This window comes from Nonomuraea sp. B12E4 (assembly GCF_039871825.1).
In the GTDB taxonomy this organism is placed as follows: Bacteria; Actinomycetota; Actinomycetes; order Streptosporangiales; family Streptosporangiaceae; genus Nonomuraea.
The window spans coordinates 394,139-415,672 of record NZ_JBDPME010000002.1 but is presented as its reverse complement, the minus strand read 5'-3'; the positions used below and the strand labels follow the sequence as shown (position 1 = coordinate 415,672).

Below are 21,534 nucleotides of genomic sequence, written 5' to 3'. Positions count from 1 at the left end.
TGGAAATTCGTGGGGTCAGCGCAGGGCGTAGGCGCGGATCACCTCCTGGTGGAGGGTGGCGCCCGCCTGCCCGGTGGCCTTCAGCCGGAGCGAGGCGAACCCGTGCGCGGGCGGCCGGTCGAGGGTGGCCTCGAAGGCGTTCCCGCCCTTGTCACGCAGGCGCCGCACCGGCCGCCAGGTGACACCGTCGTCGTACGACACCTCCAGTGACACGTCCCTGACCCGGCCGGTGGAGGCGCCCTGCTGGCTGTGGAAGCTCAGGCCGATCCGCTGGGAGCCGACCCGGTTCTCCAGGTCCGCCGCGATGTCGAGATCGGCGAACAGGAGCGGGATCACCTGGGTGCCCGAGGCGGGACGGGCGGAGGTGAACGTCCATTCCGTATGGGTCCGGGTGGACAGGCGGGCCCAGGTCGCCCGATTCGTCAGGTCGTACACGATCCGGTACGGCGTGCTCTCCGGCGGCAGGGCCAGGGTGCCCTGGGGACGTCTGCCGGTCTGGGTGAGCAGCTTCTGGCCCTGGTAGAGCCGGAAGTCGGTCTTCTTGCCCGCGGGGAAGTCCTCGCTCGCCGCCACGCCGGGGTGCCCGTCGGCGTCCACGTACCCCTGCAGGTCGAGCTTCAGCAGGTCGCCTTCCCGGCGGATCGGGATGGCCGGGTGGGTCTCGGGCAGCAGTGGCTGCCTGAACCAGGACACCTCGGCGCGCTCGCCCGGCCGGAACGCGCGCTGGACCGGCTCGGCCAGGGCGATCGCGGACCGGTCCGGATGCTCGAAGGCGTAGTTGTAGGGCCGCTCGGGCATCTCCACCGCCGCGCTCCACCGCACGTCCGGGTCGGCGGTGAGGTAGTCCACCCGGGTGCGCGGGGCGTGCCGGAGCGACCGCGTGACGTCCACGGAGAAGGTCTCCCAGGGCTGCCAGGCGTACCTGACCTCGGACAGGACGAGGTCGGCCGTGGCCTGGCTGTGGAAGCTCGACTCCACCCGGGCCAGCGACTTGGTCCGCACCTCGTACCGCAAACGGTCGGGCACCCGGCCCTCCTCGCGGAAGTCGAGGTCGTAGGCGTACGGGCTGGCCGTGATCCCCTCGGCCCGCACCGTCACGGGCCGCCGCCGCAGGCGCTCGACCAGCGCGCGGCCCGCCTCGTGGGAGAGCCGCACGGTCGGCACGGCGAGCGTGACGCCCTCGCCGCCGGCCGTGGCGTCGATGCCCGGCCGGTCGCTGTAGATCGCCACCATCCTGGCCCCGGCCCTGGCCGCGGCGTTCGACTGGGCGGCCACGGTGACGCCCTCGGTGCGGCGGATGACGGCCAGCCGGCCGCGCAGGTCGCGGCCCGCGAGGTCCTGCGGGCGCCCCCGCCCGGCGTCCACGGCGGTGAGCCGGGCCGTGCCCTCCAGGCGCGGGAACTGGTCGGAGAAGTCGCTGAACCAGACCGGGTCGTAGTATTCGGCGTCGAGCTCGACGCCGGGGGCCGTCATGGTGATCTCGGGCGCCTCCAGCCGCCAGCGGGTGGCCATGGTGAACTCGCCCTTCGTCACCCGCTTGGTCGGCGTGACGAACATGCGCTGCTCGGCGTTCCCGGCGGGCAGGAACGTCTCGTCCAGCGCCTCCCCCTTGACCGGGGCGCGGTGCCAGGAGAACTTCGTCGCCCCGCCCGGATTCGCCCTCGCGTCGCGGTGGTCGGGGGTGCTGATCTCCACCTCGGTGCCCCGGCGGGCGTCGAGCACGACGTCGGTGTCGCCTTCGACGCGTACCTCGGGGTCGCCGGCGAGGGTGGTGTTGAGCACGTCGCCGCGGTCGCCGGTGAGGCGGCTGTCCACCTCGGGGCGCAGCGTCCTGACGGGGCCGAAGACGGAGTAGGTGCCGGGTGGCACCAGCAGGCACGTGTCGTACCAGGCCTCGTCGGGGCAGTGCTGGACGGGGTCGGTGGGCATCGTGAGCCCGTTGCGCATGCCGTTGTCCACGTCGACCACGTTGACCAGGGCGGCGGCCGGGCGGCCGTCCCTGGCGACCGCGGTCACGTGCAGCCTCGCGCGCCGGCGCTCCACGTTGCCGGTCAGCAGCGTGCGGGCGGAAGCGCCGTCGCCGGCGGTCGCGACGAGCTCCCCGCGCAGGGGCCCCTGCTCCTTGGCGTCGAGCGCGACCTCCGCCGTGGCCGTGCCGCCCGCGGGGACGGTGAGCTCGGCGGCGGAGACGGTGAAGGGGCCGCTCGCGGTGAGCCGGGCCGTGACGGGCTCCGCGCCGGGGTTCCGGTACGTCACCCGCCGGGTGACCTCCTCGGAGGGTGCGGACACGCCGAAGTCGAGCACGCCGGAGGAGGCCAGTACGGGCTCCGCGATCGCCTTGGCGACGTCGATCCTGCCGGTGCCCTGCTGGTCCACGGACGTGCCGGGGTGCGGCTTCGCCGTGCCCATGAGCAGGGCCTTCAGCTCGGCCCCGGTGACGCCGGGGCGGGCCTGGCGCAGCAGCGCCGCGGCGCCGGCGACGTGCGGGGTGGCCATGGAGGTGCCCGACACGCGGGTGTAGTGGTCGTCCACCGGCTCCCCGAGGCCGGTGCCGCCCGCCCGGGCGGCGACGATGCCGACGCCGGGGGCGGTGACGTCGGGCTTGACCGCGCGCCGCATCCCGACGGGCCCGTAATCGGAGAACTCCGCCCGTTCGTCCTCGGCGTCCACGGCGCCGACGGTCAGGGCGTCCGGGGCGTCGCCGGGGCTGAGAACGCAGACGCCGCAGCCGTTGTTGCCCGCCGCCACCACGAACAGGGTTCCGTACTGCTGGGTCAGCCTGCCGACGGCCTCCGTGACCGGGCCGTCCGACTCGGCGATGCCCAGGCTCATGTTCACGATGTCGGCGTGCTTCTCGCCCGCCGCCCATTCCATCGCCTCGATGATGCCCGAGGAGTAGCCCTCGCCGACGGCGTCCAGGACGCGGGCGTTGAGCAGGGAGACGCCGGGGGCGACGCCCTTGAGCCTGCCGTCCGAGGCGGCGCCCGAGCCGGCGATGGTGTCGGCGACGTGGGTGCCGTGGCCGAACGCGTCGCGGGTGTCACCGAGCCCGGTGAAGTCGCGCTCGCCGACGACCTTGCCGGCCAGGTCGGGATGGCCGGTGTCGATGCCCGAGTCGATCACGGCCACCGTCGTGCCCGTTCCGTCGTATCCGGCCTGCCAGGCGGCGGGCGCGCCGATCTGCGGGACGCTGTGGTCGAGCGTCGCCTCGGCCTTGTGGTCGAGCCAGATCTTCGACACGCCGTTCAGGGGCGAGGCCGCCACCGTGGCGGCGTCGGCGCCCGCGAGGCGGGCCAGCTCCGTGCCGAGCTCCGCGGCCTTGGCCTTGTCCACCGAGACGCCCGCCGCGCCGATGCTCTCCAGGGTGCGCAGCGGCTTGACCGCCGGGATGGCGGCCTTCGTGGCGGCCGTGTCCCGGTAGGAGAGGATCAGCGGGATCGTGGTGCCCTGGTCGTCGGCGTGGCCCTGCTCGGCCAGCGCGGTGACGTTGAACAGTTCGGGATCCAGCAACCGCGGGATCAGCGGGGCCATGTCATCGGGGATGACGCTCAGCTCGCCACCGCTCTCCGCGATGCGGAAGCCGGACGGTAAGCGGCCGCCGCCGCGGGCCGCCGGGGTGACGGTGGCCTGCTCGTGGCCGTCGCTTCCGGTGGTGACGTGGACCTGGTCGCCGGTGATCAGCGTGAGGTCGTAGTCGGCCGGGGTCGCGGCCGGGCGGGGGGCGGGGGCGCCGTCGGCGAGCGCCGGGGTTCCGTGGCCGGTGGCCAGCGTCGAGGTCACGCAGGCGGCCACCGCCGCCCATCGCCACAACCGGGCAGACATATGCCACCTCCGAAATTCCTGCTTGGGACGGACCAATTCCTAGTCAGGTGGTCGTGTCCTCGTCCACAGGAATGGGTGGCGACATCCGGACGTGTCGTGAATCCGCCAGGCCGGGGATCAGTGGGCCAGGGACTCGATGGGAGGGTTGAGGCGGGCGAAGCCCTCCTGGTGCCGGTAGGGGAAGTAGGGGTAGGGCGTGGTGGTGGCGCTGGCGGCGTCGAGGCGGGCCACCTGGTCCGGGGTGAGGTGCCAGCCGGCGGCGCCGAGGTTCTCCCGGAGCTGTGCCTCGTTGCGGGCGCCGACGATGACCGAGGCGACGGTCGGGCGCCGGAGCAGCCAGTTCAGCGCGATCTGGGGGACGGACCGGCCGGTCTCCGCGGCGATCTCGTCCAGGGCGTCCACCACCGTGTACAGGCGCTCGTCGTCGACCGGCGGGCCGAAGGCGGCGGTGCGGTGCAGCCGGCTGTCCGGGGGCAGCGGCCGGCCGCGGCGGATCCGGCCGGTGAGGCGGCCCCAGCCGAGCGGGCTCCACACCAGCGCGCCGACGCCCTGGTCGCGGCCGAGCGGCATCAGCTCCCACTCGTAGTCCCGGCCCACCAGGGAGTAGTAGACCTGGTGGGCCACGTAACGCGGGTAGCCGTACCGGTCGGCGGCGGCGAGCGACTTCATGAGCTGCCAGCCGGCGAAGTTGGACACCCCCACGTAGCGCAGCTTGCCGGCGCTGACCAGGTCGCCGAGCGTGGACAGCACCTCCTCCACCGGGGTCGCCGCGTCGAAGGCGTGCAGCTGGAAGAGGTCGATGTGCTCGGTGCCCAGCCGGCGCAGGGCGGCGTCGACCACCTTGACCAGCCGGGCCCGCGAGGTGCCCGCGTCCTGCGGCCCGTCGCCCGTGGGCAGCCCGGCCTTGGTGGAGATGAGCAGCCGGTCCCGCCGCCCCTTGATCGCCGCGCCCAGCACCTCTTCGGAGGCGCCGTCGGAGTAGACGTCGGCGGTGTCGAACATGGTCACCCCCGCGTCGAGCGAGATGTCCACCAGCCGCCTGGCCTCCGCCACCCCGGTGTCGCCCCACGCGCCGAACAGCTCGCCCTTGCCGGCGAACGTCCCGGCGCCGAAGCTGAGCGCCGGAACCTTGAGCCCGGAGGCGCCCAACTGCCGATATTCCATGATGACCTCCTTAACGGTGATTTTGTACCGTTAAGGAGCATAGCGCACTAACGGCACTACTGTTCCGTCACCGGGGTCAGTCCCAGCTCGCGCATGACGAAGGCCAGCCAGTCGGTCTGCCGCCGGACGACCGTGCCCCAGCCCGTACCGCCGTGCCCCGCGCCGTTCGTCGCCAAGATCGGACCGCTCACCGTAAAAGTCGCAGGCGTTCCCAATACTGCATACCGTATGTGGTACCCGTGGCAGGTGGCAGTCAGCACGAGGTTAGTGAGCCCCTCAGGATTCCTCAGCCGCTCCCGTACCATCGCCCCTCCCTCCTGGAGCCGGTGGCTGGTGCCCCCCGCGGCGCTGTCCGTGCACCTGGCCATCGGGCAGGCGTACGCGTGGAGCGTGTTCAAGCCCCCGCTCGAATCCTCGCTCCAGCTCTCGGGCACCCAGAGTGCCCTGCCGTTCCAGCTCGGCATCGTCATGCTCGGGCTGTCGGCCGCCTTCGGCGGCACGCTCGTGGAGCGCAACGGGCCGCGCTGGGCGATGTTCGTGTCGATGTCCTGCTTCTCCTCCGGGTTCCTGCTGTCCGCGCTGGGCGTGGCCACGGGGCAGTACTGGCTGGTCGTCCTCGGCTACGGGTTCGTGGGCGGGATCGGGCTCGGCATCGGCTACATCTCACCGGTGTCCACGCTGATCAAGTGGTTCCCGGACCGGCCCGGCATGGCGACCGGCATCGCGATCATGGGATTCGGCGGCGGCGCGCTCATCGCCTCGCCGTGGTCGACGCAGATGCTGAGCTCCTTCGGCACCACCACGTCAGGGATCGCCACGACCTTCCTGGTGCACGGCGTGGTCTACGCGGTCTTCATGACCATGGGAGTGCTGCTGGTACGGGTGCCGCCGGACGGCTGGCGGCCGCGGGGCTGGAAGCCGCCCGCCGTGACGGCCCGGCCGCTGATCACCATGGCCGACGTGTCGGCCCGCAACGCGATCCGCACACCCCAGTTCTGGTGCCTGTGGATCGTCCTGTGCTTCAACGTCACCGCGGGCATCGGCATCCTGGAGAAGGCCTCGCCCATGATCCAGGACTTCTTCTCCGGCACGGCCACCCCGGTCACGCTGAGCGCGGCGGCGGGCTTCGTCGCGCTGCTGTCGCTGGCCAACATGGCCGGGCGCTTCGTCTGGTCGTCCACCTCGGACCTGATCGGGCGCAAGAACATGTACCGGGTCTACCTGGGTGTCGGCGCGCTGCTGTACCTGGCGATCACCATAGCCGGGGACAACTCCAAGCCGCTGTTCATCGTGTGCGCGATGGGGATCCTGTCCTTCTATGGCGGCGGGTTCGCGACCGTGCCGGCGTACCTGAAGGACCTGTTCGGCACGTACCAGGTCGGCGCGATCCACGGCCGCCTGCTCACCGCCTGGTCCACCGCGGGCGTGCTGGGCCCGCTGATCATCAACGCCATCGCCGACGGGCAGAAGGCCGCCGGGCGCTCCGGGCCGGAGCTCTACACGACGTCCCTCTACATCATGATCGGGCTGCTCGTGCTGGGCTTCGTCGCCAACGAGCTGATCCGGCCGGTACACGACAGGTTCCACGAGAAAGTGGAGGCGAATTGACCACCACCACGGACGCGGCGGCGGAGCGGCGCACCGGGCTGACGGTGCTGGCCTGGGCCTGGGTCGGGCTGCCCTTCGCGTACGGCGTGTACGAGCTGTTCCCGAGGCTGGCCCAGCTCTTCTGACCGGTCCTCAGACCAGCCCCACCACGAACCCCTCGTCGCGCACGCCCAGGAAGGCCGCCGGGCGGAACCGCCGCATGGCGTGCTCGATGACGGGGACGTACTTGGGGTTGGAGCCGAGCGGCAGCCGGTAGCCGTTCTTCACCGTGTGGAACTCCCACATGTGCTCCATCTCCGGGTGCCGGGCGCGGAAGCCCGGGTCGGCGGCGAAGAGGTCGAGCCGGACCATCGTCTTGCGGATGATGTGGTCGGCCGCCCTGACACGGCGCTGCCGCGTGCGCGAGATGCCCACCCCGGCCAGCTCCGCCCACCCGGCGGCCCACGGCCGGCCCTGGGGGTCGTCCCAGCGCACGCCGAAGCCGTCGAAGACGAGCCGGCGCGGGCGGCTGATCTTGCGCCAGGCGATGAGCGGCAGCAGGCCGATACCGAGGAAGAGCAGCCCGAGGACGGCGCTGACGGCCACGGTGCCGGAGCCGCCCGTCACCTGGCCGGTGAGGGCCGAGAAGAGGGTGATGATCCCGATCACGCCCGCGACCGAGCCGCCGACCAGCGCCTTGACCCTGGCGTCGCGAGCGACGTCGATCACGACCGGGGGTGGTTGCCGGGCGGAGAACGGTGGCTGTTGGGTGCCGTATGTCATGGGATGGCACGCTATTGGGCCGCCTGGGCCGCCACCTGCCGCTTCAGGGTTTTGCGAAGTGTCCGGCGGGGCGTACACCTGGCGGCGGTGTGTTCTCCTCAGCCCTCCTTCCGCAGGCGTACGAGGGCGCTGGCGTAGTCGCCCCCGGTCAGGTCGAGGTGCAGCCCCGACGCCATCAGCACGGCCCCGTGGTGCAGCTCGCCGGTGTCCTCGTCGCGGTAGCGGCCGAGCGGGTCGAGCCCGGCCGGCCGGAGCGGGACACGCGGCTCGCCGAACGCGACCGGCCCGCGCCAGGCCAGCACGACCACACGGTCCCCGTCGAGGTACTGCACGCCGCCGTCGAGCCGGTACTGCTCCCCGAACTGCACGACCGGCCGGATGTCCTTGTAGACGGCGACCAGCCGGGCCGCCTCGGCCAGCTCCTCCGGGCTCCAGGCGAGCAGGTCGCCGCCGAGCCCGAGCGCTCCCGCCATCGCGACGTGGAAGCGGAAGCGCAGCGGGGTGACCCGGCCGGTGAGCGGGTTCGGGCTGTCGGTGACCCAGGCGGCCATCGCGCGGGCGGGGTAGACCTGGCTGAAACCGCGCTGGATGGCGATGCGGTCGTGGGCGTCGGTGTTGTCGGAGGTCCACACCTGGTCGGTGCGGGCCATCATGCCGAGGTCGGTACGCCCCCCGCCACCCGCGCAGCCCTCGGCCCGCAGGCCGGGGTGGTCGGCGCGGAGCTGGTCGAGGATGGCGTACACGGCCCTGACGTGGTCGTGCCAGACCCGGCCGTCCGGTCCCGCCTCGGTGAGCGCGCGGTTGAAGTCCCACTTGAGGAAGTCGATCTCGTGCTCCGCGACCAGCTCGTGCAGCCATTTGCGCACCTGGTCGGCCACCTCGGGCCGGGCCAGGTTGAGGACGAGCTGGTTGCGCAACTCGGTACGCGGGCGGCCGGGCGTGTGGTGCACCCAGTCGGGGTGCGCCCGGTAGAGGTCGCTGTCGGGGTTGACCATCTCGGGCTCCACCCACAGGCCGAAGCGCATGCCCAGCCGGTGCACCTCGTCGATCAGCGGTGTCAGGCCGCCGGGGAAGCGCTCGCGGTTGGGCCACCAGTCGCCGAGCCCGGCCCGGTCGCCGACCCGCCCGCCGAACCAGCCGTCGTCCACCACGAACAGCTCCGCGCCCACCTCGGCCGCCAGCCCGGCCAGCCGGAGCTGGTTGGCCTCGTCGACCTCGAAGCCGACGGCCTCCCACGAGTTGTACAGCACGGGCCGCGGCTCGTCGGGCTCCGGCAGCACGTGGCGGGCGACGTGGCGGTGCCAGGCCCGGCTGGCGCCGCCGTACCCGTGCGCCGAGTACAGGCCGGCGAAGGCGGGCGTCACCCACTCCGCGCCCGGCGCGAGCCGGAACGTCAGCCCCTCGTGCCCGGCCCCACCGGTCCACCCGGCGCGGCCGGCCGGGCCGCGGGTGACGGTGACGCGCCAGCTCCCGCTCCAGGCCAGCGCGCCGCCCCACACCTCGCCGTGGGTCTCTGTGGCGTCACCACCGTCGATCATGAGCCACGGGTTCGCGTGGTGGCCGCTCACCCCGCGCCGGCCGGTCAGCACGGTCTCCCCCACGGGCAGCTCGGTACGGCGCAGCGTGTGCTCGGCGCTCCACCCGCCGGTGACGTGGCTGAGCCGGTAGCCGCCCAGCACGGGAACGCTCCAGGCCGCGGAGTCGCAGCGCAGCACGGTCACGGGCAGCGCCGAGCGCAGGACGGTCCACCGCTCGATCACGTCGCTGTCGGCGTGCACCCGATAGTGCAGCTCGACCAGGAACGGATGGCGGCGGTCGGCGAACCGCAGCGTGAGGTGCCCCCGATCATCGGTACTGTCCACGTCGTCCGCGTCGAACCGCCAGTCGATCCCCCGGTCGCCGCCGGGGAAGGCCACCTGCAGCGAGGGCGTCTCGAAGCGGGCGCCGGCCTCGGTGACCAGTTCCTCGTCCCCGGCCGTGGCGCTGTCGAAGCTGCTGGCCCCCGCCGTGGCGGGCGCCGCCAGCCCGGCGGCCTGCTCCGCGGTCAGCGCGCGCCCCCAGTGCAGGCAGCGGGGCGCGTCGTCGGCGCCCAGCCCGACGACATAGCTCGTGGTCGGGGTACGCAGCAGCCACCTGCGGTCGGCGGCCTCCGCGGAGGCCAGTGGGGTCACGAGTCGCATGGCGAGAGCCTAGGCAGACCCCGCCCCGAATTCAATTCTTGACGAAGTTAATTACTGATACTATTGCCGTCATGCTTCCTCGGCTCACCACCACCCCCGCGGCGACCACGGTCTTCACCATGGTCCTCACGCAGGGGCCGGTCTCCCGGGTGGAGATCGCGAAGCGGACCGGCCTGTCGTCGGCCGCCGTCACCAAGGCCGCCCGCCCTTTCATCGAGAAGGGTTATCTGCAGGAGCTGGAGGCCACCGAGCGGACGGCGCCGGGAGCCGGGCGCCCCGCGAGCCCGCTGGCGATCCGCCCCGACCGGGAGTTCTTCATCGGCGTGAAGATCACCGACGACGAGCTCATCGGGGTGGTCACCGACCTGCGCGCGCAACCGCTGGTCTCCTCCCACCGCCCGCTGGCGACGACGGAGGTCGACAGCGTGGTCGCGGAGCTGGCCGAGCTGGTGGCCGGGCTGCTCGCCACCGACCCATCCTATGGCGAGCGCTGCCACGCGCTGGGCCTGGCGGTGTCCGGCGACGTCGACAAGGCCCACGGCCTGGTGCGCTACTCGCCCTTTCTGGGCTGGCGGCAGGTGCCGCTGGCCCGTCTGGCCGCTGCGGCGACCGGCCTGACCGTCACGGTGGAAAACGACGTCAAGGCGCTCACCGTGGCCGAGCAGTGGTTCGGCGACGGCGTGGGGGCCTCGTCGTTCGCGCTGGTCACCGTGGGGATGGGGATCGGTTGCGGGCTCGTGGCCAACGGCCGCGTGGTGGCCGGCGCGCACGGCGTGGCCGGGGAGATCGGCCACATCCCGGTCGGCGGCGATGAGCCGGAGTGCCACTGCGGCGGGCGCGGCTGCGTCGAGGCCATCGCCGGGACCGCGCCGCTGGTGGCGGCGGTCCGCGCGGCCGGCGCCGCCGGCGAGGAGCCCACCTTCGAGACGGCCCTGGCCGCCGCCCACGCGGGGGATCCGGCCGTACGGGCGGTGTTCGCCCGCGCCGGGCACGCCATCGGCCTGGCCATGGCCGCGATGGCCAACCTGTTCGGCCCCGAGCGGATCATCGTGACCGGCGACGTGCCAGGGCTCGCCGCCTACGACCTCTTCGAGGAGCAGATCAACCGGTCGTTCACGGCCCAGGCGTTCGGCGCGGCGGCCGACTGCCGGCTGCTGCTCCGCCCGCGGACCTTCGAGCAGTGGGCGCGCGGCGCGGCCGCGGTCGCCATCCAGACCCTCTTCACTCTCTAGGAGCGAGATTTGACCGCGGCCCCCGGCCTCTGGCAGCCCCACGACCCCACCCAGCCCACCGAGATGCCGCGGCGGACCAAGGAGGTCACCGCCGGCGGGCTCACCCTCGAATGCTCCGGCGCCGCCGAGCTCACCTGCACCGTGCGCGAGCCGGCCCCAGGCGTGCTGGAGGTGCGCGTCGTCCCCGACCGGACCACCGAGATCCGGGTGGGCTGGCAGGTGCCGTGCGTGGACGCGACCGCCTTCTGGGCCGCCGACGGGGGCGAGCACCGTGGGCTGCCGCCCTTCTGGCGCCGCCCCCGCACGGCCGCCCTGGAGAAGAACGCGCCCGTCGGCTGCCTGGTGGGCGCGGGCGACGTCGCCCTGTGCACCTATGCGGCGGGCGAGGTCGTCAGGCCGGTACGGACCCGCACCGGCGTCGTGGAGGAGACCGGCGACTTCGGCTTCTGGGTGGAGCACGAGGCGGACCCGCGGGACGGGCTGCTGCTGCGGCTCGACCTGTCCCGGCGGCACTTCGCGCGCACCCTGACCGACGTGGCGGCCTGGTGGGGCGCCGTCCACGGGCCGGCCCGCGAGGTGCCCGACGTGGCCCGCATGCCCGCCTACTCCACCTGGTACGCCATGCAGCAGCACGTGGACGCGGCCGGCGTGGAGCGCCAGGCGGGCCCGGCGGCCGAGCTGGGCTGCGAGGCGATCATCGTGGACGACGGCTGGCACAGCACCGACCGGGGCCGTGGGTACGGCTACGTCGGCGAGTGGGAGCCCTCCCCCGCCGCCTTCCCCGACATCGCGGCCCACACGGCCAGGGTGCGCGACACCGGCCTCGCCTACCTTCTGTGGTACGCCCTGCCCTTCGTGGGCCGCCACACCAGCCTGTGGGAGCGCGTACAGCCGTACACGCTGGCCTACAAGGAGCACATGAACGCGGCCATCGTCGACCCCCGCTACCCCCACATTCGCGACCTGCTGGCGGGCCACCTCACCCGGGCGGTCAAGGAATGGGGGATGGACGGCCTCAAGATCGACTTCATCGACCAGTTCGCCGTGGAGAACCCGCCCGAGCCGGGGCCCGAGGCCGACTGCGCCACGGTGAACGAGGGCGTGCGCAGGCTGCTGGCCCAACTGCCCGGCGACTGCCTGGTGGAGCTGCGGCAGCCGTACGTGAGCCCGGGCCTGTGGCCGCACGCCACCATGATCCGGGCCTCCGACTGCCCGCTCAGCCCGCTGCACAACCGGCAGCGCACGGTGGACCTGCGGCTGATCGCCGGGCCGCTGGCCGTGCACGCCGACATGCTCATGTGGCACCCTGACGAGAGCCCGCAACACGTCGCCGCGCAGCTCGTCAACGTGCTGTTCGCGGTCCCGCAGATCTCGGTCGACCTGACCGCGCAGACCCCGGCGCACCTGGAGGTGCTGCGCTTCTGGCTGGCCTTCGTCCGGGAGCACGCCGCCGTGCTGCAGCGCGGCGACTTCGAGCCGGCCCGCCCCGACCTGGCCTACCCGCTGGTGACGGCCCGCTCGGCGGACACCGTGATCACCGCACGGTACGCGCCGCTTCCGGTCGAGGTGCCCGCCGCCGGCACGCTCTTCGTGGCCAACGCCGACGCCTCCACCGGCGTCCTGCTCCGGGTGCGCGAGCCGGGCCCAGCTCGTGTCACGGCCCGCGCCGCGGTGCACGACTGCCGGGGCCGGGCGCACGGCGAGGAGCTCATACGCCTGGACCCCGGCGTCGTGGAGATCACCGTCCCCGAGGGCGGCCTGCTGCGCCTGGAGCGCTAGAAACCCCTCGCGCGGCCGGACCGGCCGCGCGAGGGGTTCGGTTCACCTGATGACGATCTTGTCGAGCTCGGGGCCCCGGGCCGTGAGGCCGAAGAAGCGGATGGTGTTGACCCCCGCCACCAGGTCCACCGGCACGGTCGTGGTGGTGACCTTGTCCTTCGTGCCCGTCATGGGCACCGTGATCGCGTCACCGCCGTTGACGCTGACGGAGAACGACTGCGACCCGTCCACCAGCGCGTGCACGGTCATCTGCCGCGTCCCGGTGGTCTCCGACAGCACGCCTCTGATCACGGTGTAGTCGTAGATGTTGCCGCCGATGAGGATCACCTTGCGCCCGCCGGAGCACACGGCGCAGTACGCGGGCTCGGCCGCGCCCTCGAAGATGTTGCCGACCCGCTCGGCCTCGTACGCGCCGGGGCCGCGGTCGGGCGCGGGCAGCTTCACCGGCGGGGTCGCCGGCCCGAGCTGCTCCGCCTTGAGGTTCCTGACGAGCATGTACGTCTCTTGCAGCCCGGCGCTCTTGATGCTGCGGTAGATGCCCCACTTGGGCCGGTTGTACTGCTCCTGTGTCCACCACAGATCGATGTGCTCGGCGGTCTGGTCGGCGAGCGTCTTCGGCCCGTCCTTGAGCACGAAGCGCAGGTAGCCGTCGTCGCTCGACTTGAACTCGATCGTGACGTTCACCCACTTGTTCTGGATCGGCTCCAGATCCGCCGTGGCGAAGTCGTGCGACTTGTTGTCCTCCAGCGTCCAGTACCGTGCCGCGATCTTCGGCACGCCGCCCACGATCGGCAGCGACACCTGCGCGACCGGGGTGCTGACGTCGGAGTTCTTCAACTGCCAGATGTGGGTGAAGTTGCTGGTCGCGTCGAGGGTGTCCGGGATGTACATCTGGTAGGACAGCCGCCAGGTCTCGTCCTTGCGGGGCTCCAGCGGGGTCCCGTCGGCGGTGCGCATGCCGCGGACCTCGTTGCGCATCCGGTCCGAGCCGTCGCGGTCCTCCAGGTGGGAGGTGAACTTCCAGGCGTTGCCGTCCACGCTGACGTGCGGGAGCCCCTCGGGATGGGAGCCGCGCCTGTCGTCCTCCAGCGCCTCGAACGCGTTGACCCCGTCACGCTTCGGGCTGGGGTCCCAGCGCGTCTCCCACCTCGGGGCGGCGGAGGCCGGAGGGGTCACACCCACCTGGGTGATCAGCGCCATGGCGGACAGAACGCCCGCCAGGCGCAGGCCGTGCTTGTTCATTGCAGAGTGATCCTGTCGAGGTCGGGCGCGCTTGCGCCGTCGTTGTACAGGCGGACGCTGTTCGCGCCCGCGTTGAGCCGCACCTGGACGGTCCGGGCGACGGGGTCGTTCCAACTGGTGCCCGTCAGGGAGACCGTCTGGGCGGTGCCGCCGTTCACGCTGAGCTGGAAGCTGCGCGTGCCGCTCACCAGGCCGTGGACGGTGAGCTGCCGGTCGCCGGCGGCGGACGACGGGACGTTCAGCGTGACCGCGTTGCCGGAGCCGCTGCCGAGCCAGCCCACCTTGGTGCCGCCCGAGCAGCCGGAGCAGGAGGTGGTGCGGGCCGTACCGCTGAGGGAGCCCTGCTCGGCCTCGATGGAAGAGGGGGCCTCGGAGCCGCCGTCGCCGGTGAGCTGCTCCGCGCGCAGATTTCTGACCAGCAGGTAGGTGTCCTGCAGGCCGGAGCTCTCGATGCTGCGGTAGATGCCCCACTTGGGCCGCAGGTACTCGTCGTCGCCACGCCACAGGTCGGTGTCGTCCAGCCGCCGGTCGACCAGCGTCGTGGAGCCGTCGCGCAGGATCCAGCGCAGGTAACCGTCGTCCGCGGCCTTGAACTCGAACGTGGTGTCCACCCACTTGCCCTGGATCGGGTCGAGGTCGGCGTTGCCCACCTCGTGGGTCTGCTCGGCCTCGTCCCAGTACCGCACGTTGATCTTGGGGGTGCCGCCGGAGACCGGGAGCGACATCGTGTAGAGGGGCGCGCCCGAGCCGGGCGTCTTCATCTGCGCGATGTGGGTGAAGCTGGTGGTGGAGTCGAGCGTGGCCGGGATGTACATCTGGTAGCTGATGCGCCAGGTCTCGTTCTCCAGAATCTTCAGGTACGCGTCGCCGCTGCCCGTACGCATGCCCTTGACCTCGTTGCGCTGCCGGTCGTCGCCGTCGCGGTCCTGGGTGTGCATGTCGAAGCGGTAGGCGTCGCCGGATACGTAGATGTGGGTCGTGCCGGGGTGGGAGTCGGCGCGGTCGTCCTCGACGCCCTCGAACGCCTCGGCGACACTGTCGTTCGCCGGGTTCGGGCTCCAGCGCGGCGTCCACTCGGCGGCCGCGGCACCGGCGCCGGCGGGGGCGGGCAGCGCGATCGTGGTCGCGCTGAGTGCCAGGGCGGCCAAGACGCCGCTCAGTCGCTTGTTCATGAGACCTCTCTTGTGAGATGCAGCGTGAACCCGCCGTTGGGGGCGACGGCGAGGTCGAGCTTGCTCCCGGCGGCCACCGTGACCGTCTCGGTGTGGATGCGGTCATCGGGGGCGTCCCGGTAGATCTCGGCCGCCCATTCCCCGTCGTCGAGGAAGTCGAGCGGCACGGTGAGCGTGCGGGCCTCGCCCGCGACGCCCGCGCCGACGTACCATTCGGCGCCGTTCCTCCTGGCCAGGAGGATGTGGCCGGCGGGGTCGCCGGACAGCAGCCGTGTCTCGTCCCACGCGGCGGGGACGGTGGACAGCAGCCGCAGCGCCTCCGGCCTGGCTTCGTAGGCCTCAATGCCGTCGGCGAAGTGCTGGACACCGGACTCGAAGAGCACCGACAGGGCGAGCTCGAATCCGGCGGAGATGGTGCGCACCGCGGTGAAGGTGCAGGGGGTGAAGTCCATCGGGCCCTGCACGTTGCGGGTGAAGGCGAGCGACAGGTAGTGCTCGGGCGGGTAGAGGGGCAGCTTGCCGGGCTTCGGCTTGATCCACTCGGCGCCCTTGACCGCCTCCGCGGTCATGAACTGCGGCCAGGTGCGCTCGGTGCCGCGCGGGATCGTGCCGCCGTGGAAGACCACCATGAGGCCCAGCCGGGCGGTGGCGGCCAGGATGGAGTCGAACCAGCGCATCCGGTCCTGGCCGTCGGACTCGGTGAAGTCGATCTTCACGCCGACCGCGCCCCACTCCTTCCAGAGCGCGAGCTTCTGGCGGTGCTCCAGCTCGGTGTCGACGTGCTGCCAGTGCGACCAGAGCCAGACCCCGACGCCGCGCTCGCGGGCGTAGGCGATCAGTTCCGGCATCCACTCCTTGTTCCAGCCGGCGTCGGCCAGCAGGTACGGCCAGCCGTTGGCGGCGGCGAAGTCGACCCAGCGCTTCTGGGCGTCCGGATCACGGGTGGAGGGCCCGTCGGACCACCACGACCAGGCGGCGGCGCCGGGCCGGATCCAGCTCGTGTCCTCGACCCGCGAGGGCGCCGCGAGGCCCGTCACCAGGTCGCTCTCCACGATCGCGGCCAGGCCGGCGCCGATGACCGTGGTGCGCCACGGGGTGACGAGCGGGCTGGCCGCGGTCACGTACGGGTCGGGCAGGTCGAGCTTGAAGGCGCGGCCGTCGAAGCGCAGGCGGGAGCCGGCGTAGGTGCTGTCCAGGTTCGACTCGGTGACCAGCAGCCAGGAGCCGCCGGTCTGGAAGAGGGAGGGGTAGCCGTACCGGATGTGCTCGGCCGCGCCGACCGTGGTGTGGTGGTGGATCTCCTCGTAGTCGGAGCGCCCGTTCTCGTACGGCAGCAGCACCGCGCGGGCGTCGGCGGCCAGTACGTACTCGGAGACCTCCTCCATGACGGTCACCGGGCCGGTCCACGGCACCGAGTACCGGTAGGCCACGCCCTGGTCGGTGATGCGTACCTGGAGGTCGAGCCGGTGGGCGCCCTTGGCGAACGACAGGGTCCATTCGGTGGCCGTGTGCCGGTGCTCGCGCCGCTTGCCGATGACCGTCCGGTAGGACTCGTCGATGCGCCGCGGTTCGGAGACCGTCTCGAAGGCCAGGCCCGTGCTCAGGTCCTCGTGGGCGGCGCGCAGGCCGAGCCGGGACGGCGCCACCACGACACGGCCGCGGTGCCGCACCTCCATCGTCAGCTCTCCCTCGGGGGAGAGTGCGACCGCCACGTCGATGTCGTGATCGCTGAGCGTCCAGTTCGGCACGGGTCCTCCAGTCCAAGAGATAGGAGGAGTTCGGTCCCAGGTGCCGGTGACCGGGCGTGGCCTGCGAATCGGCGCTCCGCGGGGGTCCGGATCTCCTCACAGTGCGCCTGAGCTTAGGGTGATGACGGTCGCAATTCAATTCTTGACGAAGTTAATTACCAGGTCTACGGTACGGCCATGCCCCACGGACCAGAACAGGAACCCTCGACCACCCCGGCTATTCATCCGATCTCTGCCGCGCGACTGGCCGAGTTCCGGGAACAAAGGTTCGGGTTGTTCATCCACTGGGGGCTGTACGCGCTCGCCGCCCGCCACGAATGGGTCAAGCAGCGCGAGCGCCTCACCGACGCGCAGTATCAGCCCTACTTCGACACCTTCGACCCCGATCTGTTCGACCCGGACGCCTGGGCGCGGGCCGCTGCGGACGCGGGCATGCGATACATGGTCCTGACGACCAAGCACCATGATGGGTTCTGCCTGTGGGACTCGGCCCTGAGCGACTACACGGTCGCGAACACGCCTCATGGCAAGGACCTGGTCGGGCCGATCGTCGAGGCGTTCCGGGCGCGCGGGCTCGGAGTGGGCTTCTACCACTCCTTGATCGACTGGCACCACCCGCACTTCCCGATCGACGGCCTGCACCCGGCCTACGCCGAGGGTGTGTCCAATGATGACCGAAATATCAAGATTTATCAGTCCTATTTGCACGGCCAGGTCGAAGAGCTGCTCACCCGCTATGGCCGTATTGACGCGATGTGGTTTGACTTCTCCTACTCCACGAGGGTCAGGAACGGGAAGCTCACCCCCGGCGGCAAGGGCGCGGCCGACTGGCGCTCCGAGGAGCTGGCCGCGCTGGTCCGCAGGCTGCAGCCGGACGCCATGATCAACAATCGCCTGGAGATCCCGGGCGATTTCGTCACGCCCGAGCAGTTCCAGCCGCCCACTCCCCCGGCCGAGGTGTGGGAGGCGTGCCAGACGCTCAACGGAAGCTGGGGGTACGACCGGGACAACCTCGACTACAAGCCCGTGGACCTGCTCGTGCGCATGCTGGTCGACACCGTCTCCAAGAACGGCAACCTGCTGCTCAACGTGGGCCCGAACGGGCGCGGCGCCTTCGACCCGCGGGCGCTGGAGACGCTGCGGGGCATCGGGGAGTGGATGAGGCCGCACGGCCGCTCCATCTACGGCGCGGGGCCCAGCACGTACGAGGCACCCCCGGACTGCCGCTACACCCAGCGCGGCGACCGGCTCTACGTGCACCTGTTCGCCTGGCCGTACCGGCACCTGCACCTGCCGGGCCTGGCCGGGAAGGTGCGCTACGCGCAGTTGCTGAACGACGCCTCCGAGATCCGCACCCTGGTCCCCGACCCGGCCAGGGACAGCGGGCACACGAAGCTGGGCACCCTGCCGCCCGGCACCCTCACCTTGCAGCTCCCGGTGCAGCGCCCGGACGTGGCCGTGCCGGTCATCGAGCTCTTCCTTTGAAAGGCCGACCCCCATGGAGATGAACCGCCGCCACCTGCTGGCCCTCGCGGTGGCCCTGCCCGTCCTCGCCGCGTGCGGCGACAACAGGCAGCAGCCACAGTCGAAGACGTCCAGCGTGGTCAAGTCCGGCGTGCCGCAACTGGACGCCGGCCGGCCGGGCAACGAGACCTGGCCGTTCGAGGAGGCCGAGGCTCTCAACAAGTCGCTCACCTGGCCGAAGACCAACGTGCCCGACCCGGCCTCCAAGGTCACCATCAACGTGGCCATCACGTCGGACGTCGTCGCCGAGGTGCGCAACACGCAGTTCGACCTGTTCTTCAAGCAGCGGCACCCGAACATCGAGATCAAGCGCGAGGTCTCGCCGATCGACAGCTACCTGACGAAGTACATGGCGCAGGCGGCGGGCGGCAAACTCCCCGACGTCATGTACACCCACTACAGCTGGGCGCAGAACTTCATCGCCAACGACATCTTCCAGCCGCTGGAGGACTACATCGCCAAGACGCCGGACTTCGGCATGGACGACCTGCCGGAGAACGCGCTCGGCTACTTCAAGGACGGCGCCGGCAAGCTCTACTGTCTGCCCACGGACATGGCCCCCAAGCTGCTCTTCTACAACAAGGACGTCTTCGACGCGGCCGGCGCCGACTACCCCGACGACTCCTGGACCTTCGACACCTTGTTCGACATGGCCAGGAAACTCACCAAGGGTGAGGGCGCGGAGAAGATCTACGGCTTCACCCCGATGCCGATCCCGGCCCCAGACCTGGCCACGATCTTCCTCATGCCGTACGGCGGCGGCTTCCTGAGCCAGGACGAGATGAGCGTGGAGATCACCAAGGAGCCGGCCAAGAAGGCCCTCGCACCCTGGCTCGACCTGCTGCGCAAGGACAAGGCGACGCCCAGCCTGGCCGAGCTCAACCAGGTGCTGGAGAAGGTCGAGCCGTTCAAGATCGGCAAGGCCGCGATGTCGATCCAGGGCGCGTGGATCCTCACCGAGCTGGCCAAGCAGAAGGCGTTCAAGTGGGGCGCGGCCCCCGTGCCGAAGGGCCCCGCCGGCCGCTTCACCCCGGCAGTGGGCAGCGGGCTGGCGATGACGGCCAACTCGGAGCAGAAGGACGCCGCCTGGATCTACCTGAACGAGTACCTGTCCTCCACCGGCCAGCAGTTTCGGCGCATCAGCGCGCCGGCCCGCCAGTCGGCCTGGATGCCGAACGCCGAGGCGCTGGGCATCCCGAAGGACGTGATCGAGTTCGCGCAGGCGGCCATGAAGGACTACGCCACCAGTGACGGCGTCATGCACCTGCCGGCCAACAAGAAGATCGTCGACACGGCCAAGCCGATCTGGGAGAAGGCCATGATCGGCGACCTGACCCTGGACCAGGCGCTCCAGCAGATCGCCGAGCAGGTGACACCGCTCCTGGCCGAGAACAAGATCGCATGACCGCGATCAGCATCGGGAGGCGGCGGCGGCCGGTCCCGGCGGCCCGCCGGGAGGCGCGCCGCTTCCACCTGTTCGTCTCGCCGTGGTTGATCGGGTTCGTCCTCTTCAGCGGCGGCCCGATCCTCGCCTCCATCGTCATCAGCTTCACCAAGTGGAGCCTGCTGCGCCCGCCGGAGTGGGTCGGCTTCGCCAACTACCAGAAGATGTTCGCTGACGAGGAGTTCTGGAACGCCGTCGGCAACACCTTCTACTACGGCATCGGCTCCGTGGCGCTGGGGGTGACCTTCACCCTGCTGCTGGCGATCCTGCTGAACCAGCCGCTGCGCTTCCAGAGCCTGTTCCGCACGGTGTTCTACATGCCGTCGGTGGTGGCGGGCGTGGCCACGGCGCTGCTGTGGCTAAACATCCTGCACCCCGACTACGGGCTGATCAACAAGCTGCTGGCGATGGTCGGGATCATCGGCCCCGGCTGGCTGGGCTCCACCGAGTGGGCGATGCCCGCGCTGATCCTCATGAGCGTGTGGGGCTCGGGCAACACCATCATCATCTACCTGGCCGGCCTGCAGGGCATCCCGAAGACGCTGTACGAGGCGGCGGAGATCGACGGGGCCGGGTGGTGGCGGCGCTTCTGGAGCGTGACCGTGCCGATGATGTCGCCGGTCATCTTCTTCAACGTGGTGACCGGCTTCATCGCCAGCATCCAGGCGTACACGCTGATCCTCATCATGACCGAGGGCGGCCCCGCCAACTCCACGATGGTGCTCGGCCTGTACATCTACCAGAACGCCTTCGTGTACTTCGACATGGGGTACGCGGCGGCGCTGTCGTGGGCGATGTTCCTCATCGTCATCGTCGTGACCCTGATCCAGTTCGGCCTGGCCAGGCGCTGGGTCCACTACGAGTTCAAATAAGGCGGCCGTAGATGCTTCTCGAAACGGCCAGGCCGGCCACCCGCAGGACGCACCAGAACCTCACCTCCGCGCAGGCGGAGCGCATCAGGAAGATCCGGCGCACCGGCGCCTACCTGCTGCTGATCGTCGCGACGGCGGTGTTCGTGCTGCCCTTCCTGTGGATGGTCACCACGTCGCTCAAGTCGGACGCGGAGAACCTGGCGTTCCCGCCGCAGTTCCTGCCGGACTCCTTCCACTTCGAGAACTATGTCAAGGGGTGGAGCGGCAGCCTGCCGTTCAACTCCTTCCTGCTCAACAGCGTGCTGATCACGGCCCTGTCGATGCTGGGGAACCTGATCTCGTGCGTCCTGCCGGCGTACGCGTTCGCGCGGCTGCGGGCGCGGGCGTCGGGCGTGATGTTCGCCCTGATGCTGGCGACCATGATGATCCCCCGGGAGATCACGCTGGTGCCGAAGTACATCATGTTCGCCCAGCTCGGGTGGGTGGACTCGTACCTGCCGCTGGTGGTGCCGGAGTTCTTCGGGGTGGCGCTCTACATCTTCCTGCTGCGGCAGTTCTTCACCACGATCCCGCAGGAGATCATCGACGCGGCCCGCATCGACGGGGCCTCCGAGCTGCGCATCCTGTGGCGGATCATGCTGCCGCTGTCGAAGCCGGCGATCGCCTCGATCATGCTGTTCTCGTTCGTGGGCAACTGGAACCAGTATCTGGAGTCGGTCATCTACCTGCGTACGACGGAGAAGTTCACCATCCCGCTGGGGCTGGCCATGTTCTCCGGTCAGTACGCCACGCAGTACAACCAGATGATGGCGGTGGCGCTGATCACGCTGATGCCGATCCTGATCCTGTTCTTCATCGCGCAGAAGACGTTCATCAGGGGCGTCACGCTCACCGGCATCGCGGGGCGGTAGCCCTTCGCGGCGGAGTCCCCGTGACCCCGCCGAGCGGGGTGCCGGAGACGAGGTCCCGTACGACGATGCCGCCG

16 protein-coding genes are annotated in these 21,534 nt (G+C 71.0%); 8 read left to right on the top strand and 8 right to left on the bottom strand.

Features of this window, described 5'->3' with window-relative positions; translation table 11 throughout:
- Positions 1-15 precede the first annotated feature (15 nt).
- The 3 genes from ABGB18_RS07705 to ABGB18_RS07695 all read right to left on the bottom strand — a co-directional run bounded on the left by ABGB18_RS07705 (position 16) and on the right by ABGB18_RS07695 (position 5,177).
- Positions 16-3,822 carry a S8 family serine peptidase gene (locus ABGB18_RS07705; protein ID WP_347694667.1) on the bottom strand — a complete coding sequence of 1,269 codons (3,807 nt, stop codon included), beginning with the start codon at positions 3,820-3,822 and terminating at the stop codon, positions 16-18.
- 117 nt (positions 3,823-3,939) lie between these two features.
- Complete coding sequence (locus tag ABGB18_RS07700) at positions 3,940-4,986, bottom strand: aldo/keto reductase (RefSeq protein WP_347694666.1); 1,047 nt, start codon at positions 4,984-4,986, stop codon at positions 3,940-3,942.
- Positions 4,987-5,042: 56 nt separating this feature from the next.
- A complete protein-coding gene (locus ABGB18_RS07695; protein ID WP_347694665.1) occupies positions 5,043-5,177 on the bottom strand; it encodes a hypothetical protein in 135 nt (44 codons plus the stop codon).
- A gap of 76 nt (positions 5,178-5,253) precedes the next feature.
- Here ABGB18_RS07695 and ABGB18_RS07690 point away from each other — a divergent pair, with 76 nt between their 5' ends.
- Together ABGB18_RS07690 and ABGB18_RS07685 are read left to right on the top strand one after the other, a co-directional pair.
- A complete protein-coding gene (locus tag ABGB18_RS07690) occupies positions 5,254-6,594 on the top strand; it encodes an OFA family MFS transporter (RefSeq protein WP_347694664.1) in 1,341 nt (446 codons plus the stop codon).
- Entirely contained in the window at positions 6,591-6,719 is a 129-nt protein-coding gene (locus ABGB18_RS07685) for a hypothetical protein (RefSeq protein WP_347694663.1), read from the top strand. The genes ABGB18_RS07690 and ABGB18_RS07685 overlap by 4 nt, the downstream gene beginning before the upstream one ends.
- A gap of 7 nt (positions 6,720-6,726) precedes the next feature.
- Here the strand turns inward: ABGB18_RS07685 and ABGB18_RS07680 are convergent, their stop codons facing one another.
- Both ABGB18_RS07680 and ABGB18_RS07675 read right to left on the bottom strand, forming a co-directional pair.
- Positions 6,727-7,356 (bottom strand): hypothetical protein, encoded by a 630-nt coding sequence (locus ABGB18_RS07680; RefSeq protein ID WP_347694662.1) that lies wholly within the window; start codon positions 7,354-7,356, stop codon positions 6,727-6,729.
- Between the two features lie 98 nt (positions 7,357-7,454).
- Positions 7,455-9,536, bottom strand: coding sequence for an alpha-galactosidase (locus ABGB18_RS07675; RefSeq protein ID WP_347694661.1), 2,082 nt, complete (start codon positions 9,534-9,536; stop codon positions 7,455-7,457).
- Positions 9,537-9,607: 71 nt separating this feature from the next.
- Here ABGB18_RS07675 and ABGB18_RS07670 point away from each other — a divergent pair, with 71 nt between their 5' ends.
- Both ABGB18_RS07670 and ABGB18_RS07665 read left to right on the top strand, forming a co-directional pair.
- Positions 9,608-10,768, top strand: a complete 1,161-nt coding sequence (locus ABGB18_RS07670; RefSeq protein ID WP_347694660.1) for an ROK family protein — start codon at positions 9,608-9,610, stop codon at positions 10,766-10,768.
- 9 nt (positions 10,769-10,777) lie between these two features.
- On the top strand, positions 10,778-12,547 hold the full coding sequence (locus ABGB18_RS07665) for a glycoside hydrolase family 36 protein (RefSeq protein ID WP_347694659.1): 1,770 nt from the start codon (positions 10,778-10,780) through the stop codon (positions 12,545-12,547).
- A 42-nt stretch (positions 12,548-12,589) separates the two neighbouring features.
- Here the strand turns inward: ABGB18_RS07665 and ABGB18_RS07660 are convergent, their stop codons facing one another.
- From ABGB18_RS07660 to ABGB18_RS07650, 3 genes are read right to left on the bottom strand one after another with little or no spacing between them, the layout of a single operon-like run.
- Entirely contained in the window at positions 12,590-13,789 is a 1,200-nt protein-coding gene (locus tag ABGB18_RS07660; protein ID WP_347694658.1) for a heparin lyase I family protein, read from the bottom strand.
- Positions 13,786-14,961: a CBM35 domain-containing protein gene (locus ABGB18_RS07655; RefSeq protein ID WP_347694657.1), complete on the bottom strand. Its 1,176-nt coding sequence runs from the start codon at positions 14,959-14,961 to the stop codon at positions 13,786-13,788. Before ABGB18_RS07655 ends, ABGB18_RS07660 begins: the two co-directional genes overlap by 4 nt.
- A complete protein-coding gene (locus tag ABGB18_RS07650; protein WP_347694656.1) occupies positions 14,958-16,709 on the bottom strand; it encodes a glycoside hydrolase family 97 catalytic domain-containing protein in 1,752 nt (583 codons plus the stop codon). Before ABGB18_RS07650 ends, ABGB18_RS07655 begins: the two co-directional genes overlap by 4 nt.
- 177 nt (positions 16,710-16,886) lie before the next feature.
- Between ABGB18_RS07650 and ABGB18_RS07645 the strand changes: the two genes are divergently transcribed.
- Genes ABGB18_RS07645 through ABGB18_RS07630 form a run of 4 tightly spaced genes read left to right on the top strand, consistent with a single transcriptional unit; the run spans position 16,887 to position 21,460 of the window.
- Positions 16,887-18,194: an alpha-L-fucosidase gene (locus tag ABGB18_RS07645; protein WP_347694655.1), complete on the top strand. Its 1,308-nt coding sequence runs from the start codon at positions 16,887-16,889 to the stop codon at positions 18,192-18,194.
- Positions 18,195-18,207: 13 nt separating this feature from the next.
- Positions 18,208-19,638 (top strand): sugar ABC transporter substrate-binding protein, encoded by a 1,431-nt coding sequence (locus ABGB18_RS07640; RefSeq protein WP_347694654.1) that lies wholly within the window; start codon positions 18,208-18,210, stop codon positions 19,636-19,638.
- On the top strand, positions 19,635-20,549 hold the full coding sequence (locus tag ABGB18_RS07635; RefSeq protein ID WP_347694653.1) for a sugar ABC transporter permease: 915 nt from the start codon (positions 19,635-19,637) through the stop codon (positions 20,547-20,549). The genes ABGB18_RS07640 and ABGB18_RS07635 overlap by 4 nt, the downstream gene beginning before the upstream one ends.
- A gap of 11 nt (positions 20,550-20,560) precedes the next feature.
- Positions 20,561-21,460 (top strand): carbohydrate ABC transporter permease, encoded by a 900-nt coding sequence (locus ABGB18_RS07630; protein ID WP_347694652.1) that lies wholly within the window; start codon positions 20,561-20,563, stop codon positions 21,458-21,460.
- Positions 21,461-21,534 lie beyond the last annotated feature (74 nt).

Bases quoted from the DNA above. Each gene is read 5' to 3' on its own strand.
- ABGB18_RS07660 (WP_347694658.1), bottom strand. From the start codon at position 13,789: ATGAACAAGCACGGCCTGCGCCTGGCGGGCGTTCTGTCCGCCATGGCG.
- ABGB18_RS07680 (WP_347694662.1), bottom strand. From the start codon at position 7,356: ATGACATACGGCACCCAACAGCCACCGTTCTCCGCCCGGCAACCACCC.
- ABGB18_RS07630 (WP_347694652.1), top strand. From the start codon at position 20,561: ATGCTTCTCGAAACGGCCAGGCCGGCCACCCGCAGGACGCACCAGAAC.
- ABGB18_RS07655 (WP_347694657.1), bottom strand. From the start codon at position 14,961: ATGAACAAGCGACTGAGCGGCGTCTTGGCCGCCCTGGCACTCAGCGCG.
- ABGB18_RS07675 (WP_347694661.1), bottom strand. From the start codon at position 9,536: ATGCGACTCGTGACCCCACTGGCCTCCGCGGAGGCCGCCGACCGCAGG.
- ABGB18_RS07635 (WP_347694653.1), top strand. From the start codon at position 19,635: ATGACCGCGATCAGCATCGGGAGGCGGCGGCGGCCGGTCCCGGCGGCC.
- ABGB18_RS07640 (WP_347694654.1), top strand. From the start codon at position 18,208: ATGGAGATGAACCGCCGCCACCTGCTGGCCCTCGCGGTGGCCCTGCCC.
- ABGB18_RS07670 (WP_347694660.1), top strand. From the start codon at position 9,608: ATGCTTCCTCGGCTCACCACCACCCCCGCGGCGACCACGGTCTTCACC.
- ABGB18_RS07705 (WP_347694667.1), bottom strand. From the start codon at position 3,822: ATGTCTGCCCGGTTGTGGCGATGGGCGGCGGTGGCCGCCTGCGTGACC.
- ABGB18_RS07700 (WP_347694666.1), bottom strand. From the start codon at position 4,986: ATGGAATATCGGCAGTTGGGCGCCTCCGGGCTCAAGGTTCCGGCGCTC.
- ABGB18_RS07645 (WP_347694655.1), top strand. From the start codon at position 16,887: ATGCCCCACGGACCAGAACAGGAACCCTCGACCACCCCGGCTATTCAT.